General features: G+C 31.9%; 15 protein-coding genes. 5 read left to right on the top strand and 10 right to left on the bottom strand.

The features are described from left to right. Positions 1-29: 29 nt before the first annotated feature. Positions 30-512 (top strand): hypothetical protein, encoded by a 483-nt coding sequence (locus AC2LE6_RS02510; protein WP_484477668.1) that lies wholly within the window; start codon positions 30-32, stop codon positions 510-512. Positions 513-522: 10 nt separating this feature from the next. Here AC2LE6_RS02510 and AC2LE6_RS02505 read toward each other — a convergent pair whose 3' ends face one another. Next, the gene (locus tag AC2LE6_RS02505) at positions 523-1,410 is read right to left on the bottom strand and encodes a DMT family transporter (RefSeq protein ID WP_484477667.1); all 888 of its coding nucleotides are present in this window, start codon (positions 1,408-1,410) and stop codon (positions 523-525) included. Further along, on the bottom strand, positions 1,400-2,302 hold the full coding sequence (locus AC2LE6_RS02500) for a DMT family transporter (protein WP_484477666.1): 903 nt from the start codon (positions 2,300-2,302) through the stop codon (positions 1,400-1,402). Before AC2LE6_RS02500 ends, AC2LE6_RS02505 begins: the two co-directional genes overlap by 11 nt. Positions 2,303-2,437: 135 nt before the next feature. On the opposite strand from AC2LE6_RS02500, the gene AC2LE6_RS02495 reads away from it, so the two are divergent. After that, entirely contained in the window at positions 2,438-4,075 is a 1,638-nt protein-coding gene (locus AC2LE6_RS02495) for a uridine kinase family protein (protein ID WP_484477665.1), read from the top strand. 118 nt (positions 4,076-4,193) lie between these two features. Then, positions 4,194-5,624: a type I glutamate--ammonia ligase gene (gene glnA, locus AC2LE6_RS02490; protein WP_484477664.1), complete on the top strand. Its 1,431-nt coding sequence runs from the start codon at positions 4,194-4,196 to the stop codon at positions 5,622-5,624. Between the two features lie 23 nt (positions 5,625-5,647). Here glnA and AC2LE6_RS02485 read toward each other — a convergent pair whose 3' ends face one another. Continuing rightward, the gene (locus AC2LE6_RS02485; RefSeq protein ID WP_484477663.1) at positions 5,648-5,980 is read right to left on the bottom strand and encodes a thioredoxin family protein; all 333 of its coding nucleotides are present in this window, start codon (positions 5,978-5,980) and stop codon (positions 5,648-5,650) included. Positions 5,981-6,117: 137 nt separating this feature from the next. Between AC2LE6_RS02485 and mnmM the strand changes: the two genes are divergently transcribed. Next, entirely contained in the window at positions 6,118-6,660 is a 543-nt protein-coding gene (mnmM, locus tag AC2LE6_RS02480; protein ID WP_484477662.1) for a tRNA 5-(aminomethyl)-2-thiouridylate-methyltransferase MnmM, read from the top strand. 5 nt (positions 6,661-6,665) lie between these two features. Then, positions 6,666-8,210 carry a bifunctional metallophosphatase/5'-nucleotidase gene (locus AC2LE6_RS02475; protein ID WP_484477661.1) on the top strand — a complete coding sequence of 515 codons (1,545 nt, stop codon included), beginning with the start codon at positions 6,666-6,668 and terminating at the stop codon, positions 8,208-8,210. An 11-nt stretch (positions 8,211-8,221) separates the two neighbouring features. On the opposite strand, the gene AC2LE6_RS02470 is transcribed toward AC2LE6_RS02475, so the two are convergent. From AC2LE6_RS02470 to AC2LE6_RS02440, 7 genes are all read right to left on the bottom strand, one after another. Further along, positions 8,222-10,567, bottom strand: coding sequence for a sensor domain-containing diguanylate cyclase/phosphohydrolase (locus tag AC2LE6_RS02470; protein ID WP_484477660.1), 2,346 nt, complete (start codon positions 10,565-10,567; stop codon positions 8,222-8,224). Positions 10,568-10,577: 10 nt separating this feature from the next. Then, on the bottom strand, positions 10,578-11,762 hold the full coding sequence (locus AC2LE6_RS02465) for a DUF819 family protein (RefSeq protein ID WP_484477659.1): 1,185 nt from the start codon (positions 11,760-11,762) through the stop codon (positions 10,578-10,580). After that, on the bottom strand, positions 11,759-12,856 hold the full coding sequence (locus tag AC2LE6_RS02460) for a GNAT family N-acetyltransferase (protein ID WP_484477658.1): 1,098 nt from the start codon (positions 12,854-12,856) through the stop codon (positions 11,759-11,761). Before AC2LE6_RS02460 ends, AC2LE6_RS02465 begins: the two co-directional genes overlap by 4 nt. A 46-nt stretch (positions 12,857-12,902) precedes the next feature. After that, positions 12,903-14,114, bottom strand: a complete 1,212-nt coding sequence (locus tag AC2LE6_RS02455) for a 6-phosphofructokinase (protein ID WP_484477657.1) — start codon at positions 14,112-14,114, stop codon at positions 12,903-12,905. Positions 14,115-14,202: 88 nt separating this feature from the next. Continuing rightward, positions 14,203-14,949: a TMEM164 family acyltransferase gene (locus tag AC2LE6_RS02450; RefSeq protein ID WP_484477656.1), complete on the bottom strand. Its 747-nt coding sequence runs from the start codon at positions 14,947-14,949 to the stop codon at positions 14,203-14,205. Between the two features lie 66 nt (positions 14,950-15,015). Then, positions 15,016-16,653 carry a M28 family peptidase gene (locus AC2LE6_RS02445; protein ID WP_484477655.1) on the bottom strand — a complete coding sequence of 546 codons (1,638 nt, stop codon included), beginning with the start codon at positions 16,651-16,653 and terminating at the stop codon, positions 15,016-15,018. 85 nt (positions 16,654-16,738) lie between these two features. Continuing rightward, positions 16,739-18,529: elongation factor G (locus AC2LE6_RS02440; protein WP_484477654.1), on the bottom strand; the 1,791-nt coding region annotated here is incomplete at its 5' end.

Here is an 18,529-nt window from a genome sequence, read left to right as displayed (position 1 = left end):
TTTGTTATAGTATTAATGAGGTGAATACTATGATGACTTTAATACTAGAAAAATCAAAAGAGCGAAACAACATAATAATGTACATACTCTTATTTATGTTCTTCTTTGGTTTGTATGTATTCCTTGATTTTGAAGGAAACACAAACTACAGTGTAATGATAGAAAACTTTGGGATTTTTACGGTTTCCATTCATATATTAATAAACGTAATTATAGCGACTCTCTCATCATTAATGGTTGGGTTCAGCATAATTAACCAACGTATGACAAGTGTCGAGCCAAAAGGTAGTAACGCGATACCGTTTCTAACATTCATCTTTGGTCTTCTAACATTTGGATGTACAGGTTGTGTTGTAGCATTCTTCACATCTGTAGGAATTGCCTTCACCCCAGTTATTCTACCCGCGGGTAACATGTTATGGAAAGTACTAGCTCTTCTGTTTGTAATCATTGGATTCTTATGGATAACATACTCAATAAACAAAATAAAATGTAAAGTAAAAGCCGTATAAACGGCTTTTTTTATTGCTTAATTTCTTTTTTAAGAGATAAAATATAGATTCCAACTAATACTACTAGTAATCCTATAATCATCGTGATTCTAAACTCTTCACCATAAATCAGCGACCAAACAATCCCAAAGATTGGCATTAAGTATGTCACAGTCAATGCTTTAACAGGTCCGATTTCGATAATCAATTTGTAATATACTATATAAGGAATTGATGTACAAAGTATTCCAAATAACACAAGTAACAGAATATCAAAAGGAATATTTGAGCTCACGATTTCAGGATGGATATTAAATGGTATTAGTACTACATATAACACAAGCATACTAATTCCTGCAAATGTTAAAGAACCATACGTTAATGTGTATGGATCAAGTCCATTACCCTTTTGTTTAACATATACACCCGCTAAACCATACATGAATGCTGCTAACAAACAAGCTATAATACTGAATATCATCAATTTATCAGGTTCTACAAATACGAAACTACTAACAATACCAACCCCGACAAAACCAACTAATAATCCAATATACTTATTCAAAGATATCTTTTCTTTTAATATAAAAACACCCAACATAGCCCCAAATATCGGACTAGTAGAATTTAATATTACACTTAAACTTGAAGGTATATACAATGCTGCATAAGCGTATAGTGTAAACGGAATAGCACTATTCAAAATACCAACAACAAATAACACTTTTATGTTCGCTCTCCAATTCATTTCTCTTTTTGTGATTGCAAAGAACAAAAACATAAAGATAGAACTAAACATAATTCTAACACCACTTGTCAACAGTGGTCCAAACACAGGACTTAACTCCTTAAAGAAAATAAAAGATGAACCCCATAACATACTGGGAATTAACAATAATAAAAACTGTCTAACTGTCACTTTTCTTCACCCACTTATTGAACTTCACAATATCTAGTTCACTTAACACTATACCTAAGAACACAAGAACAATTCCAAAGAATATCATAATATTCCAAGGATCATTATAAAACAAAATCGCAAACACAGGTCCAAACACCGACTCTGTAGATATCAGTATAGCTGCCTCTGCTTCATTTGTGTGTTTTTGGCCAATACTTTGAAATAAGAATGCAATGAATGAACCAAAGAACCCTAGAAGCATTGCTAATAGTAATAATGGAGTCTGTTCTGAATTTGTAAACAAATCGCTTGGCATACCACCACGTAACATTAATACAAAAAATGCAATCACACTAAACGTTACTAACTGAAACGCCATTAAAACAAATAAATCTACTTTTTTTGTTAACTTTCCTAAGAAATATATATGAATTGCATAAAAGAATGCGCCTATAAATGTAAGAACATCTCCAAATGCAATCGTTAATTCTTTAAAATCTACCGTGATTAAACTAATACCAAGCATCGTGATCATACCTGCGATAATCGTTTTTGTTTGAATATGTCTTTTCTCAAAGAAATAAACAATAAGAGGCATCATTATAATATATCCCGATGTTACAAGAGCATTATTTGATGGTGTTGTATTATCTAAACCCCATGTTTGAAAAAAGAAACCAAGATATAGAAATATACCCAAAAGTAACCCAGTCACAATTGTATACAAATTAGTCTTAAGTATTCGTCTAAAATAAACTACAAAGATTACAATTGTTGCTGTAAAGAAACGAACAAACAATAACTGTGCGTCACTCCAACCACTATCTAAGATATACTTGTTTCCAATGAAACCAAGTCCCCAAATTAGCCCAGCTGTAGTTATAATAATTCTCGCTAAATTTCTATTCATGATACCACCTCAATCTATGCTAAATGTATTATATAATATAGTGCCTAATTTTGATACAAAAAAATACAAAAAACATTATTTCCTTTTATCCCTCATTTTTGATATAATATAAGGTCCTACACGAGAGGTGATAATATGAAAACAATAAAAGTTTTTAACAAAAAAATCGAAATAGATGGACCTATTTCACTATCAAGTATCGCTAATGATACAGATAAAAAATTCATGGTAGCAAAGGTTAATAACCGCTTACGCGAGCTATCATACCAATTTCATTATTCTGCAGAAGTTGAATTTATAGAGTTAGATAATCCAGAAGCTGTTCATGTATATGAACAATCACTAAGATATCTAATCGCTATGGCATTTAAAAATGTATATCCAGAATATAAAATTAAATTTAAATATAGTTTAAGTAGAAGTATTTTCTGTTATGTTACTAATTTTGATGTAACAAACATGAACGATGTCCTTGAAAATATCAAAAAAGAAATGAAACGTTTGATAGACTTAGACTTGCCATTTGAACGCATAACTGAATCTAAGAAAGACGCAATCAAATTCTATAATAAACATGGATACACAGACAAAGCAGATTTACTACAATATCGTCCTGAAGCAACTGTACATTTCTACAGATGTGATGGATATCAAAACTATATGTATGGTTACATGGTGCAATCTACAGGTTACTTAAAACAATATAATTTAATGCCTTATGATATTGGATTCATTATCCAATATCCAAGAGCTGAAAGTAACAAGCAAATCCCATTATTCAAAGATGCTCCAAAGTATTTAGATACTTTGAGAAGAGCTAGTGTATGGGCAGATATCGTTAAGGCTGATTACATTCCAAAACTAAATAATCATTTTGAAAATAATTCAATTGTAGAATTTGTACATATGTGTGAAGCAAAGCATAATGCAATGCTTACAGAAATTGGTGAAAAAATTAGAAATAATAGTGATATTAGATTAATCGCTATTGCTGGACCTTCAAGTTCAGGAAAAACAACATTCTCTAATAGATTAAGAATTGAACTTATGACACGTGGTCTAAACCCTGTAACAATAAGTTTAGATGATTACTATCTAAATAGAGAAGATATTCCTCATGATGAAAATGGAAATGTCGATTTAGAACATATCAACACACTTGATATTACACTATTCAATGAAAATATGAGAGATTTAATCGCAGGTAAAGAAGTTGATATTCCACACTTTGATTTTACAACAAAAGCACGTGGTGGATACAGAAAACTTAAAGTATCAAACGAGAATCCAATCATTATTGAAGGAATTCATGCATTAAATGAAAAACTAACAACAATCATTCCAAAAGAAAACAAGTTCAAGATTTTCATAAGTCCACAATTACAAATGAACTTAGATGATCATAATCCTATAAGTATAACGAACCTTCGTCTTCTTAGAAGAATCGTTCGTGACAAAAAGTTCAGAAACGCTTCTGCTCTTCGTACAATTAACATGTGGGAAAGTGTTCGTAAGGGAGAATTTAGATGGATTTATCCTAATCAGGAACAAGCTGATTATGTTTACAATTCAGGACTTCAGTATGAATTATGTGTACTAAAAAAATATGCATTACCTACGTTATCAGAAATACCGTCAGATAACGAACATTATATAACTGCAAACAGATTAATTAAGTTTGTGAAATATTTTACTGATATTCCTGATGAATTTGTACCTTGTAATTCATTGTTGAGAGAATTTATTGGTGGAAGTTGTTTTGATTTAGAGTAATAATACGGCTTAATAAAGCCGTATTTTTATTTGCAAAAAAAAATCTTTTTTAAATTTATTATTTATTGTATAATGAATGTGCTGTAAGCGTTTTTATCTTAAATTAAAGGAGTATATTATGTTTAAAAATATTCAGGAAATGATTCAATATTGTAAAACCGAAAAAGTTGAAGTAATCGACTTAAAAGTAGTCGATATGAAAGGTAGATGGCATCGTTTAAGTATTACGAGTCAAAAACTTAATGAGGACATCTTAGTTAAAGGAATTGGATTTGATGGTAGTTCATATGGATTTTTAACTGTTGAAAAGTCTGATATGGTTATGATTCCAGATGTTACTTCATGTTATATCGATAAATATAAAGACCATAAGACTATCGTGGTTATCGCAGATATCTACGTAATCAAAGGGACCAAATTAGAACGTTTTGAAGATGATCCTAGATACATAGCTGAAAAAGCTGAAATGTATATGAAAAAGAATGATATTGCTGATACATGTTTACTTGGACCAGAATTTGAATTCTTTGTATTAGATCATGTATCATTTAAAAACACAAACCAACACATGGAAGTTAAATTAGATAGTGTTCAGGCAAACTGGAATGCTAGTGATGATTCATATAAAAACATCGGATTCACTGTACCACATCATGGAGGATATCATGTTGATTCCCCATGGGATGCTTCTTATGAACTTCGTTCAGAAGTTGCAATTGAAGCAGAGAACATGAACATTCCTATCAAGTATCATCACTCTGAGAATGGTGGACCTGGTCAAGTAGAAATCGAAGTTAATTTTGCTGGAATAAAAGAAATGGGAGACCGTACTTTAAAAATCAAAAATTTATTGAACCTGATTGGGTTTAAGCATCGTAAGAGCGTTACTTTCATGCCCAAACCATTCGTTGATGAATGTGGGAATGGGATGCATGTACATATCCAATTAACAAAAGATGGCGAGTATATTATGTATGACGAAAACGGTTATGCTGGTCTATCACAATTAAGCCTTTATATGATTGGTGGAATCTTAAAACATGCTAAAGCAATTACAGCGTTAACGAACCCATCAACAAACTCATATAAAAGATTGGTACCAGGGTTCGAAGCACCTGTTACAATTGCATTCGCAACTGCTAATAGATCTGCTGTAATCCGTATACCTGGGTATACAATTCAAGCTGATGAAAAGCGTTTTGAATTAAGAAGTCCGGATGCGACTGCAAATCCATATTTTGCATATTCTGCAATTATGATGGCTGCATTTGATGGAGTACTTAATAAAATTGATCCAACAAAAGAAGGGTTTGGTCCATTTGACTTCAACCTATACGATTTGAAAGATAAAGATATCAAAGTAGATAGTTTACCTACAACTTTACTAGAAGCGTCTAACGAACTTGAAAAAGATTATCAGTTCTTACTAAATGGAAATGTATTTACGGAGAATGTTATAAAGAATCATATCAAGAAAATTAGAGAAGAGTATTATCACGTAAATAAAATGCCTCACCCAATTGAATTTGAAATGTATTACAACCTATAAAAAAAAGTCCCGTTTGGGACTTTTTAATTTACTTCACCTTTTTCAAGTTTCAAGATAAAATCATAAAGTGGTCTTTCTGGTACAAATCCAACGTTTTGTCCTAAAACTTCTTGTCCTTTAAAGAACAATAATGTGGGTACTGAAGCAACACCGTAATGTGATGCTTGAGGATGTTCATCTGCATCTGCTGCTATAAATAGAATATCTTCCATAACATCTTCTTCTGATATTCTTTCAAAGATTGGTTTCAGCATTTTACATGGTGGACATGTTTGAGTGGCAAATTTAACTACCGCAATTTTGTCTTCTTTTAAATAGTCTTGAACTCTCTCACTTGGTTTTAATTCTACAAACATAATATCACTCCTTTTATATACTTTGTATTCTAGTGTATTTATCTAAGATAATCAATTAGTTTGCTTGCAAACTGATAAATAAAAGAAATTACTAAAAATACTGAAAAAGTGATATAATGTTATGTTGAGGTGGTAGTATGTTAAAACGAATAATTCCATTTGCACATTCCATTATTGAGGATTACATTAGGAAAGATGATTCTGTGATTGATGCAACCTGTGGGAATGGCCATGATACATTGTTCTTAGCAACACTTGCAAATCATGTTTATTCATACGATATCCAAGCTAGTGCTATAGAGAGTACTACTTTGTTACTAAACAAACATCAGATAAATAACGTAACATTAATAAATGAATCTCATGAATCATTTCATAGTGTTACAATCAATCCAAAGGTAATCATGTATAACCTGGGGTATTTACCTGGTTCTGATAAAACTGTGACAACCACACATTCTACAACAATCTCATCAATCAAAAATGGTCTTGAGATTTTAGAAGTTAACGGGCTGATATCTATTACAGTCTATACAGGGCACACAGAAGGTTTAAAAGAAGATAAGGAAATTACTACTTTTGTTCAATCTTTATCCTCAAAGTTCTTCAATGTAATCTTGTATAAAGCTGTTAATAAGGCAAATAGTCCCTACAATATATTTATAGAAAAGATAAGGTGAATAAAATGAAAAAGACAATATTATTATTACTACTTAGTATCACGTTATTACTATCTGGTTGTACTCCAAAAGAGACAACACAAGAACAATTAGATTGTGCTGTATATCCAAATCATGTTGATTGTGCAGAGGATCCAGATCCGGAACCAGAACCAATAGATTGTGACGTAACACCAAATCACGAAGACTGTGTTGTACCTGTGGTTGAATATGATTTTATTGATATATTTTATATGAATGATTTCCACGGTGCTATTGAAGCAGATGGAGATAGAATAGGTATGAGTGGTATCGCAGCATATATTGAAAACCATGAAGAAACATATCCAGATAACACATTGGTAATATCTGGTGGAGACATGCTTCAAGGTAGTGCATTATCAAACTATTTTAATGGTTATTCAACTATTGAAATAATGAATGAAATGGGATTTGATGCATTCGTTCTTGGTAATCATGAATTCGACTGGGGTGTTGAAACAGTTACCGACTATTTCGATGGTGATTTAGAAAATGGAGAAGCTGATTTTCCTCTACTAGCGGCTAATGTGTTTTATAAAGATACAGACACATTATTAGAAAATGCAGTTCCTTATGTTGTTTATGATATATACGATATTCAAATCGGTATAATTGGAACAATTGGACAAGGACTAGAATACAGTATCGCGACTTCTAAAGTTGAAGGATTTGAATTTAGAAATCCAGTACCAATCATCGCAGAATATGCTGAAGAATTAAGAACTACAATGGGTTGTGAAATTGTAATATGGGTTGGTCATGATACAGGAAGTATCAATGAAGCTTTAGCTGCATTAACAGGTAATCAAAGTATTGATGCCGTATTCAACGGACATTCACACAGTGATTACGCTCATGAGTTTCTTGGAATACCAGCAATGCAATCATCATCAACTGGGAAAGCCTTAGGTCATGTTAGAATCTATTTTGATGAAACAGGTGTTACTGATTATGATGTTGAAAACTTAAGTTTATACTCTAGTGCACTATTCAGTACAGAAGATCCAGGAGTAGAGTTATTGGTAGATGCTTATAAAGAAGAAACAGATGCACTATTTAGTGAAGTACTGATTCATACAGTTGAAGGCTATAATCAAACAGAACTATCAAGATGGCTTTGTGAAGTTATCATAAATAGTACTGATTCAGACATAGCGTTCCAAAACTATGGTGGTACTAGAACTAATATTGATAGCAACAAAGACATAACAATCGCTACACTTTATGAGATTTGGCCATTTGATAATCAAATAAAAACAGTTACATTAAAAGGAGATGTTGTTAACCATTTAATCCAATATGGCGGAATGGCATACGCAACTGATATTACTGTATTTGATAATGACTTATACTATAAAGTAGCTACAAATGATTATGTATTCGATAAAACATCAAATCCATTCTTAGATGGGACAGACATTGAAATAACACAATATCTATTAAGAGATGTTGTTGAAATAGAATTACGATTACAAAATGAAACATATGATAATTTCGATACAGACAACGAGATATTAATTACGCCATAAAAAAAAGGTTCTTAGGAACCTTTTTTTATTACTTCAATAAACTTTTCTACTATAATAGGATCAAATTGTGTACCAGAACAACTTCTAAGCTCAACAACTGCATCATCAATACTGATTGCATCTTTATAACTTCTACCAGTAACCATTACATCATATGCATCTACGACACAAAGTAACCTAGCATAAAGAGGTATATCTTCTCCAGCTAAGCCAAACGGATACCCATGTCCATCATAACGTTCATGATGATATAAAACACCTTCAGCAATTTTATCACTATCTACAATGTTTCTCACTATTTTATATCCAGCCTCACTATGAGATTGGATTTTTATGTACTCATCTTTGGTTAAAGATCTAGGTGCGGATAAGATTTCCTCACTAATGGTAATTTTACCAACATCATGAACTCTACATAATAGTTTCATATCATCATGTTCGTACAGTCTAATATATCCAAGTGATTTCATTGTCTCTACAGCTAAACTACTTAATCTATCACAGTGATCTTTTGTTTCCTCAGTTTTAACATTCAACGTTTCAAGCACCGTTTCTAATGTTTTACTCTTTCTACTATTTCTTTCACTTAGCTTTCTACGATACATTATATTTTCAGCGAATCGAAACACTTCGTTGAAACTATTTTCTCCTGAATCATTGCTTCCAAACCCATACGAGAAATTGAATACAAATGTATTGTCCCTTTTTTCACTTAATTGCTTTTTGATATGTTCAAGTTTTTCATATAACGCTTTTTCATCTATGTTTTTCGTTATAACAGCAAACTCATCTCCACCAATTCTGAAACATTTATCCTTTTCAAATGAAGTGTGTAATAAATGTCCAAATTCCATAATCGCTGAATCACCTTGCATATGTCCGAATGCATCATTGATAAACTTAAGGCCATCAATATCTGAAAGTATCAATGAGTATTCTTTTGGTAATTTATCTTTTTGATTATATTCTTCAAATGCGTGTCTGTTATAAAGCCCCGTAATAACATCGTGATATAAAAGATATTCGATTTTCTTTTTAGATAACGTCTCCGCAGTCACATCCATCATGAATCCACCTCGGATGTTTAAAAGACCTGAGTCATCTCTTTTTTCAGACTCAAAACTATGTTCTAAATAGAATATCTCCTTTGTCTTCTTGTTTCTATGCTTAACAAGCACATGATCAAATGTTTGAAGTTTGTTCGCTCTTACTAAGTCTTGTTTCTCAAGATACACTTTGGCTAACTCAACCCCCTCTTCATCATCGGTAACTACAGTTCCTTGAAAATCACTGATTTTAAAGAAGTGCTTATTCGTTGCTTCGATACCAAGTTTTTCAAACAATAGAGCGTTTCCATATCCAGTACCATGTTCCATTGTTTCATAATTGATATACCATATCATTACTTTACCAGATTTTACAGCAAGTTTATTCGCCGATAATAACCTTGAATTTTCTTCGTTAAGTAATCTATTAGTTTCTTCCATGCTAACTCTTTCAGTAATATCAACAATGTAACCACCAATTCGTTTCAATCGTCCATCAATATAACGTTCTTCTACTCTTGTGTAGTGCTCTAGGTAGACGACTTCATTAGTAATAAGGTTTTGATGTTTCACTACAATTTTCAAGAATTCATCTTGTTTATTGTCTTGTGTTTTATCAAACTCCTCTAATAGAAACTTCATTGAAGTTTCCCCGTGTTCATCTGGGTACTGAGATTTAATAAAATCACTAAATCTTACAAATCCATACTCATCATTTTCAAGACCTAACACTGTTTGATATTGCTTGTTACACAAAAATAGACTACCATCTTTTACTTTGTCATAATCAATTGTCCAAACAAGTAAATTAGCTAAGTCAACTGCGTGTTCATTTGCGAGTTGAAGATGTTTAGTTAATTCTTCCAAATCTGAATACAGTGATTTAACATTTGCTTTTTCAGAGTCATTTATCGTTAGACCAACTACAATCCTCGATGAACCATCTGTATCAGATTCAATGCAGAATACTTGGTGTTCTAAGAAAATTATTCTCCCATTATCATCAAGCCACGGCCCTCTATAAGAAGCCTTTTTAATTGTTCCATTCAAAACATCCATAAACTGGCTTTTGTTTTTATCCAACGTTTCCTTGTAATCGTGATTCTGACTAGACAGTTTATTATATGTTTCCATCCATGATTCACCATAAATATGATCACTTCCAAGTTTTTCAGCAGTTGCACCATAAATATAAGAAGAATCATCATTCAAATAAACATTATATTCTCCAGCTTCTTTTTTAACCCACCAAACTCCTTTAATGGATTCAAACATTTTTTCTATCTTTGCCGATTGATTAAGTATTGTCATCTAATCACCCCTATACTAAGAAAAGCAATGCTAGTAATACCCCTAGTATTGTTCCTATTGCGTAACCAACTGCACCTGTTATTAATCCAGGTACTGTTAAGTTGTCATTCTTTATCTGATTTGTTATTGCTGGTACGAAGGCAGGACCATATAATCCTGCTGTTAATGTTACGATTGTACAATCAGCATTTATTTTCAATGCTTTACTGATCAATACATGAAGTATAAACACTAAAATAGTTATAACTCCATATAATATTAATATATCACTGAACGCTCCTTGTAACTCTGAAAAATCGATACTTGAAGCAAGCGCAAAACTAAACACTAAAATAAAGTATTGTCCAACCACATTCATTCCTTTTGTTTCTCTGATCTTTTTATTGAATGAACCGATAATCCCAAAGACAGTAACACCTATCATTAATGTTGGAACAAGTATATCAAACATCGTTCCATCTTTGCTGCCTAGTAGAATCCAAACTACCAAACCAACAACCGCAGATACAATTGCCATTCCAAATGCAATTAATGTACTACTCACTAATTTTTTATGTATTCTAAACGATGCAACTTCTACATCGTCAATATTTTTAATATCAGAATCCTCTTTTAAATATGTTTCCTCTTTATAAGGTAAAAATTTATTAAGTAACGGTTTACTTGCTAACAATAAAAAAATATAAAATACAGCTCCAATAATCATATCACTTACATTTGCAGTTGCGATAATAGTTGTTGGTAAACTAAAGATATTACCAATTGCATTTAAATTCGGTGTTCCTCCTGTATATAATCCGATTGCCATACCACTTAATTCTGCTCCAAATTCCATTTGTTTCCCATATACATAAAATACCAAAGCCGTTACTACAACAGCCGATACAGCTAAAGATAGAAATGATTTCAGGACAGTATTACTTAATTTCTTAACTTCCTTTAAGTTAGCTGAAAACAATAATAAAGGAATTGCGATAGATATTGTGACAAAACTACTGATTTGTCCAACATCGGCATTAAGAGTAATCGATACACCAAGATTATTTAAAAGATAAATAATCAGTGCTGCTATTATCCCTAATAAATACGCCATCCCTATTGTTCCTATAAATCTAGTTAATACAAATTTAGAATACTTAATAATCATAAACGGTACTAAGAACACAGCAATTCCTTGAAGTATAATTATTATCATTGTCCCAAGTCCTTCCCGTATAAACGATATATCTTAATAATGTCTCCACCGAACTTCTTGAATAGATTAATCGGATTAGGATTATCTTCCATCATCGTACCAGCTTCGAATGTAGTTATTCCATGCTTCTCAAATTCATCGTAAATCACTTTAAACATATGAGCAATCAAACCAGTACTTTGGTATTCGGGAATAACATACTGCATCATCCCGCGTGCTCTTGTGATAGATTTTTTCAATCTCATCATTTTAAATGGACGCAGTTTTCCTCTGGTTTCTTTAAAGACCTGATTAAAATCTGGAAGAACCAAACAAAATCCAATTGGCCTCATTGTTTCTGGTTCACGTGCTATTTTAACAAAATCAGGATTAATAAAAGATTTCATCTGCCTTGCAGCATTTTCAATCAATTCATATGATGGTGCATCCTGATATACAATCTCATTTGTTGCGATATCTAATATCGATTTAACATCTTTTAAATCATTCTCTAAATTTTTCATATCTATACTTTCAACAAGTACATCGTGAGATCTCATGAAAAACTTAGAAAAAGTTTTAAGCTTTTTCTTAGAATCTTTATTTACAAGTGCATTCAACAACACTGTATCAATTGCTTTCTTGAACCCATATGTATTAATTAGGTCATTATAATACTCAAAATTATAACTTGTAAAAATAGAAGGATCACTATTAAATCCTTTTATCATAATTCCTCGTCTAGTATCTGGATCATACGGTGTAAAAGAGCCTTCACTATAGCTAACATTCCACTCTTTCATATCCTCTTCCATTTTAGAGAACAATGCATTAGATACATACGGATCATTGACACACTCAAAATGACTGAAATAGCAAATATCCTTTTCTTGCTTTTTAGAGTAATCCACAGTGTACAACAATCGTCCTAATACTTTATTGTTTTTCTTATACAGTATTGCCTTGTATGTTTTTTCTTTTAAAACCAATTCACTTAATTCTTTCTTCTGCATAAAGAAAATAGGGTACACATAATGTGCGTTATCTTTATACAGTTTCTTAACGAAATAGACAAAATCATTTAACTCTTTTTTGGATGAAACAGTAAAAATCATAATATCATCTCCATATCACTATATATTATACCAAAAAAAAAACAGTTTAGACTGTCTTTTTATCTTTATTAATTTGGAAGAAATCTTGAGTACCTCTAGAATAATGTTGTTTGTACCCTCCATCGATTAATGGATAGATATAATCAAAGAATTCTTGAGTCATTGTAACGTTATCTTCCCCGATCATAGAATCAGGAATAATTTGCTCTAAATTCGCGATTTCACGAACATCATGAGTGTCGTATTCTACTAAGTATGGTTCATTGCTTATACGCTTAATAACAACCATTCTACCTGTTTCTTTACTAGTAACTCGTCGTACTGCTTCACGTCCAACTTCGATAGCTTCTAACACATCTGTTTTAGATCTCATAAATGAAGCAGATCTTTGAACAGTACTTAATTCTACAGCTCTATATTTAAGTCCTAATTTTTCTTCAATGATACTACCCAAAGTTATTGCAACTCCACCAAGTTGTGTATGGCCAAATGCATCTTTCTTCTGATTCATCATACCAATGAAGTTTCCACTCATATCTTTGACACCTTCACTCACTGCGATTAAACAGTTATTTTGTCTTGAATATACTTCATCAACTTCTTTAATGAATGTATCAATATCTATGTTTCTTTCTGGTAAATAAATAAGGTCCGGTCCACTACCTTCTTTTGTAGCAACACTTGCACTAGCTGTTAACCAACCAGCATGTCTTCCCATAATTTCAACGATTGTAACTTTACCCTTTTTATATACTTGAGAATCAAGTTTAATTTGCATTATTGTATTTATGATATATTTTGCAGCACTACTAAATCCAGGAGTATGATCTGTGAATGGTAAATCATTATCAACTGTTTTAGGAATTCCAATTGCGTATAACTCGTATCCAACTTCTTTACAGTAATCATTTACTCTAACACAAGTATCCATAGAATCATTTCCACCGTTATATAAGAAATATCTTATGTTATTTTTCTTGAATATTTCAACAAGTGGAGCTAAATCCTCATCTTTTAATTTATAACGACAACTACCAAATGCTGATGCTGGTGTATTTGGTAATAACTCTAATTGATCAACATAGTCTTCTAATGTGTGAAACTCTTCCTCTAACGCACCTTCTATACCGTGGCTCATCACAATTACTTGTTCCACATCTGTATTTAGAATTGCTTCTTTTATAACTCCGTAAGCACTTGCGTTAATTACTGCAGATGGACCACCTGATTGTCCATATATTAAATTTCCTTTTTTCATACTAAATCACCTATTTCTTCATTTTCATTTGTATTATAACACATGTAAATCATTATTAAAACTGGATTAAAAAAACCTTTTAAAAAGGTTAATTTAATTTTAAATCCTCTCTTAACTGCTCTAACTTACCACATAGTAAGTAGTTCAAGAAATATACAATATATACAACGATTACAATCGATATCACCATAATTAAATACTGCGGTACTCCCTCAATCGTAAACGGCAATGTACCTCTTAAAAACAGAAAATCTTCACTTCTATTAAATAAAACTCGTTGTAATACTTCAACGTTAAATACCGTGATTCCTAACCCTAATAATACTTGCCATGATTTCTTTATGTCTAGTTCGTACGTTCGTGTAGATAACAGAACCAATGGAATATAGAAGATTGTAAAATGTGAAATTAAACTATCAAATATATTTATTGTCATATATCTATCCACAAAAATTCCATCTGGTACAACAAACATTAATATCGCACCAAACATTCCAGTGATGATAAAGAAATCTTTCATAAACTTAAAATCAAATATAATCCAGATACACAAAAACACAGTATTCAAACTACATATATAGAATGGCCAAAAATTATATAAATACTTTCCATCTTCTATCGAATTTACAAAGTGTCTAGTAATATAAACAAACAACGTAAATATAGCAAGTCCTTTCATTATTCTATTAATCAGAGCTTTATCTTTCCCTCTTAATAAAACAATACTAATCACTACCAAACTCATAAGAAATACTATTGAAAAGATATGGACTGTGCCATATGTATAATCTCCACTTTGAAATCCATCAAACAAAAACTTTCTGAAAAAATCCATGATGCATCACTTCCTTAATAAACATTATACTAAACAACTAAAAAAAATAAAACCCAAAATTGGGTTTTATTCATTTGATATTGTAATTGCTGGAACGAGTACAAATATATAGAATACTAAGATAGCACCCAGTGCCAGTAAACCACCTATTGTTAACGCCAGATATAAACTATATAATATTGGAGTTATAATCAATATATTAATAAATATTATGATACCTACCAATACTTTTTTAACTTTATTTGATCTGCAAGCAGTCATCATAGCAACCAATATAATTCCACTAAATCCAGGAATCAAGAATAAGAAGCTTGCACCACTTAACACAAGTCCTGTTACAACTGCTAGTAGTAAGTTGATAAATGCTCCAACTCCGATAAGGGCAATCTTCATTTCTTTACTTTTCACAAAACTATTGTATAAGTATAAAGACCCAAGAAATAAACAAACAAGTGTTAATAATGATGGAATATCTCCGATACTAGTTCTTACATAGGTAAGATTATAAGGTACTTTGCTGATAAATGCTATTATTCTTGCAACGATACTTCCATCGATAACCGCTACTACAATTAATCCAAAACTGATTCCAAGTGCTTTTAATATATGAGTAATTGTCGTTTGTTTCTTGTAAACAACAAACCCCATAAATACTAATAAAACAACAAAGAATAAGATATGTAAAACAGTCCCAAACCCTTCACCATAAGAAATAAAGATACCTGGTAAGAACGTGAAGAACACTTGATTACTATCTCCAACAAAGTATTCTACATCGCTGTATATTTCGTTTGTTGTAAATTCTTCTATCATTGGAATAATTTGAACACCATAATGTTCAATGCTTGAAGGGTTGATATACGTTAGATTATCATACGGTGTATGATAATTAAACAACCCATTCAATACCGCAAAGTTTACACCTTGCTTATCAACAGCTAAAAACTCAGTAAAGTCTGTACTATTTGGCATTACAGTATAGACCGCAGTTGCTAAACTATAACTAACTTCTAAATCTGCGTTCTTATAGAAATCAATTACTTTGTCATTATTCACAGATGTTTCAAACATATAAGCAGGTCCTTTTACACCCCTTGCTTCTATGTTTATAACAAACCCTACATTATCCATAAATGGTTCTTCGGCTGCTTTGCTTGCTCCAAACAAACCAGTCTCTTCTCCATCTGTCATTAATATATATATTGTGTTTTCTAAATCTCTATCACCATATAATCTGGCAATTTCTAATAAAACAGCTAATCCATATCCATCATCAGCAGCTCCATAACTATTCCCTAGTTCTCCGGTTCTACCAATATGCCCTCTACTATCATAGTGAGCTACAATCAATATCGCAGTATCGCTGTTACCAGGAATAACCGCAAGTAAGTTATCTATATCGTATTCAATAGGATTCCCATCACTGTCTTCAAACTCACTACTATCGTAATGATATTCAGTTACATTAGATGCACCTACATACTCTTCTAACTGCTCTTTTAAATACAATCTAACGTCCTCATGTGCAACAGGATCAAATACACTATGTGAATCTCTTGAGATTTCTGCGATATGTTCAATCGCTATTTTTGTATTGAATACAGACTCATCTTCACTATTTGGAATCGGTGTGAACAATACAAACATACTCAATAATAAGCTTGCTAATATAATACTAATTGTTATTATCTTACTCTTTTTCATAATTATCTCCTTTGATAGTTTGACTATCAAAATTATACCTAATTTATAAAAAAAAGACAATCAAGGATTGTCTTTTTTATAATTTTTATTCTTCTTTATCTCTATTTAATTCTAGTATTAGTTTTTCTTGCATAGCTCTAGGTACTTCATCATAACGTACAAACTCAAGTTGGAATGATCCTGTTCCCTGAGTCATAGCTTGTAGATCCAATGTATATGAAACTATTTCAGCTTCTGGAACTTCTGCGATTATTCTTTGACGTCCACCAGCAAGTGGGTCCATACCCGCTACTTGACCACGACGTTTATTAATATCACCCATTACATCTCCTACATAGTCGTCTTTAACAACGATTTCTAGTTTCATGATAGGTTCTAATAATGTTGGTTTTGCATTCTCTAATGCATTTTTGAATGCCAATCTAGCAGCTAGTTTAAATGAAAGTTCATTACTATCTACATCATGGTATCCACCATCATATAAAACTGCTTTGATTCCTATAACTGGGAACCCAGCTAATGGTCCTTCTTGGAAAGTATCAATTAATCCTTTTTCTACTGCAGGCCAGTAGTTTCTAGGAACACTACCTCCATGAATTTCCTCTGAAAATTCAAATTCTGACTCGTTCGGATTCAATGGTTGGAATCTTATCTTAACAACACCAAATTGTCCTGAACCACCTGATTGTTTCTTATGTCTACCTTCAGCTTCAACTTTAGCTTTTATTGTCTCTCTATATACGATTTTAGTTTCGAATATATCAACATCAACTTTAAATTGATTCTTCAGTTTTTCTAAAATGATATTAATGTGTTGCATCCCTTGACCACCAATTAATAATTGCGCAGTTTCACGATTACGTTTATATTCAAATGAAGGATCTTCAATTGTTAATTTCTTTAATGCAGAAGATATTTTATCTTCCCCTTTTTTGTCTTTTGGATGTACTGCAACATAAATGGTAGGTTTCGGAATTGGAGCACCTTTAAGTACAACAGGATTCTTAGGATCTGATATTGTACAACCAGTATAGATTTCATCTGTTTTTGTAATAACACCAACGTCACCACTATTTAAGATGTCTACATCGATTTGATCATGTCCTCTTAATAAGTTCACTGTATTCACTTTGATTTCCTTATCTGAATCTCCAATAACTACTTTTTGTCCACCAGTTAATTGTCCACTAAAAATCTTAACAAAACTCATTTGTCCAATAAATGGATCAATAATTGTTTTAAAGATGTATCCACTAAATGGCTCACCGTTTTTAGTTAAACGTTCCACTGCTTCACCAGTTTTAGGATCTGATGCTTCTACTGGTTTTAAATCATTAGGTGCCGGCATAAACATTGCTAACATATGCATAATGTCACGAACACCGATATCTTTCTTAAGTGATCCAAATACGATTGGTTTTAAGTCTCCACTTAATACACCATCACGTAATCCACCACAAACTTCATTATATGATAATTCTTCTCCACCAAAATGTTTCTCTAACAATTCTTCACTACTCATTGCTACAGATTCAACAATGTTATCTCTCATTTCAGCAACCATGTCTACCATATCTTCAGGGATAGGTTTTTCAACAATCTTATCTCCTTCTAATACTCTAGAATTCATATCAACTAAATTTACATAACCATTGAAGTCTCCATCTTTAACTATTGGGTATAAGAACGGTACAGCTTGTAGACCAATTACTTCTTTCAACTTAGCAATTAATTCTTCATGCTTTACATTCTCTTTATCCATTTTATTAACAAAGATTAATGTTGGAATATTTCTTTCTGATAAATCTGCTAATACTTGTTCCGTACCAACATCAATACCTTTTTGTCCATCTACTATAAGTACAGCACCTTTAAC

It is taken from the genome of Candidatus Izemoplasma sp. (assembly GCF_982632705.1).
The sequence above is the reverse complement of the archived record's forward strand: the minus strand, read 5'-3'. Positions and strand labels throughout refer to the sequence as shown.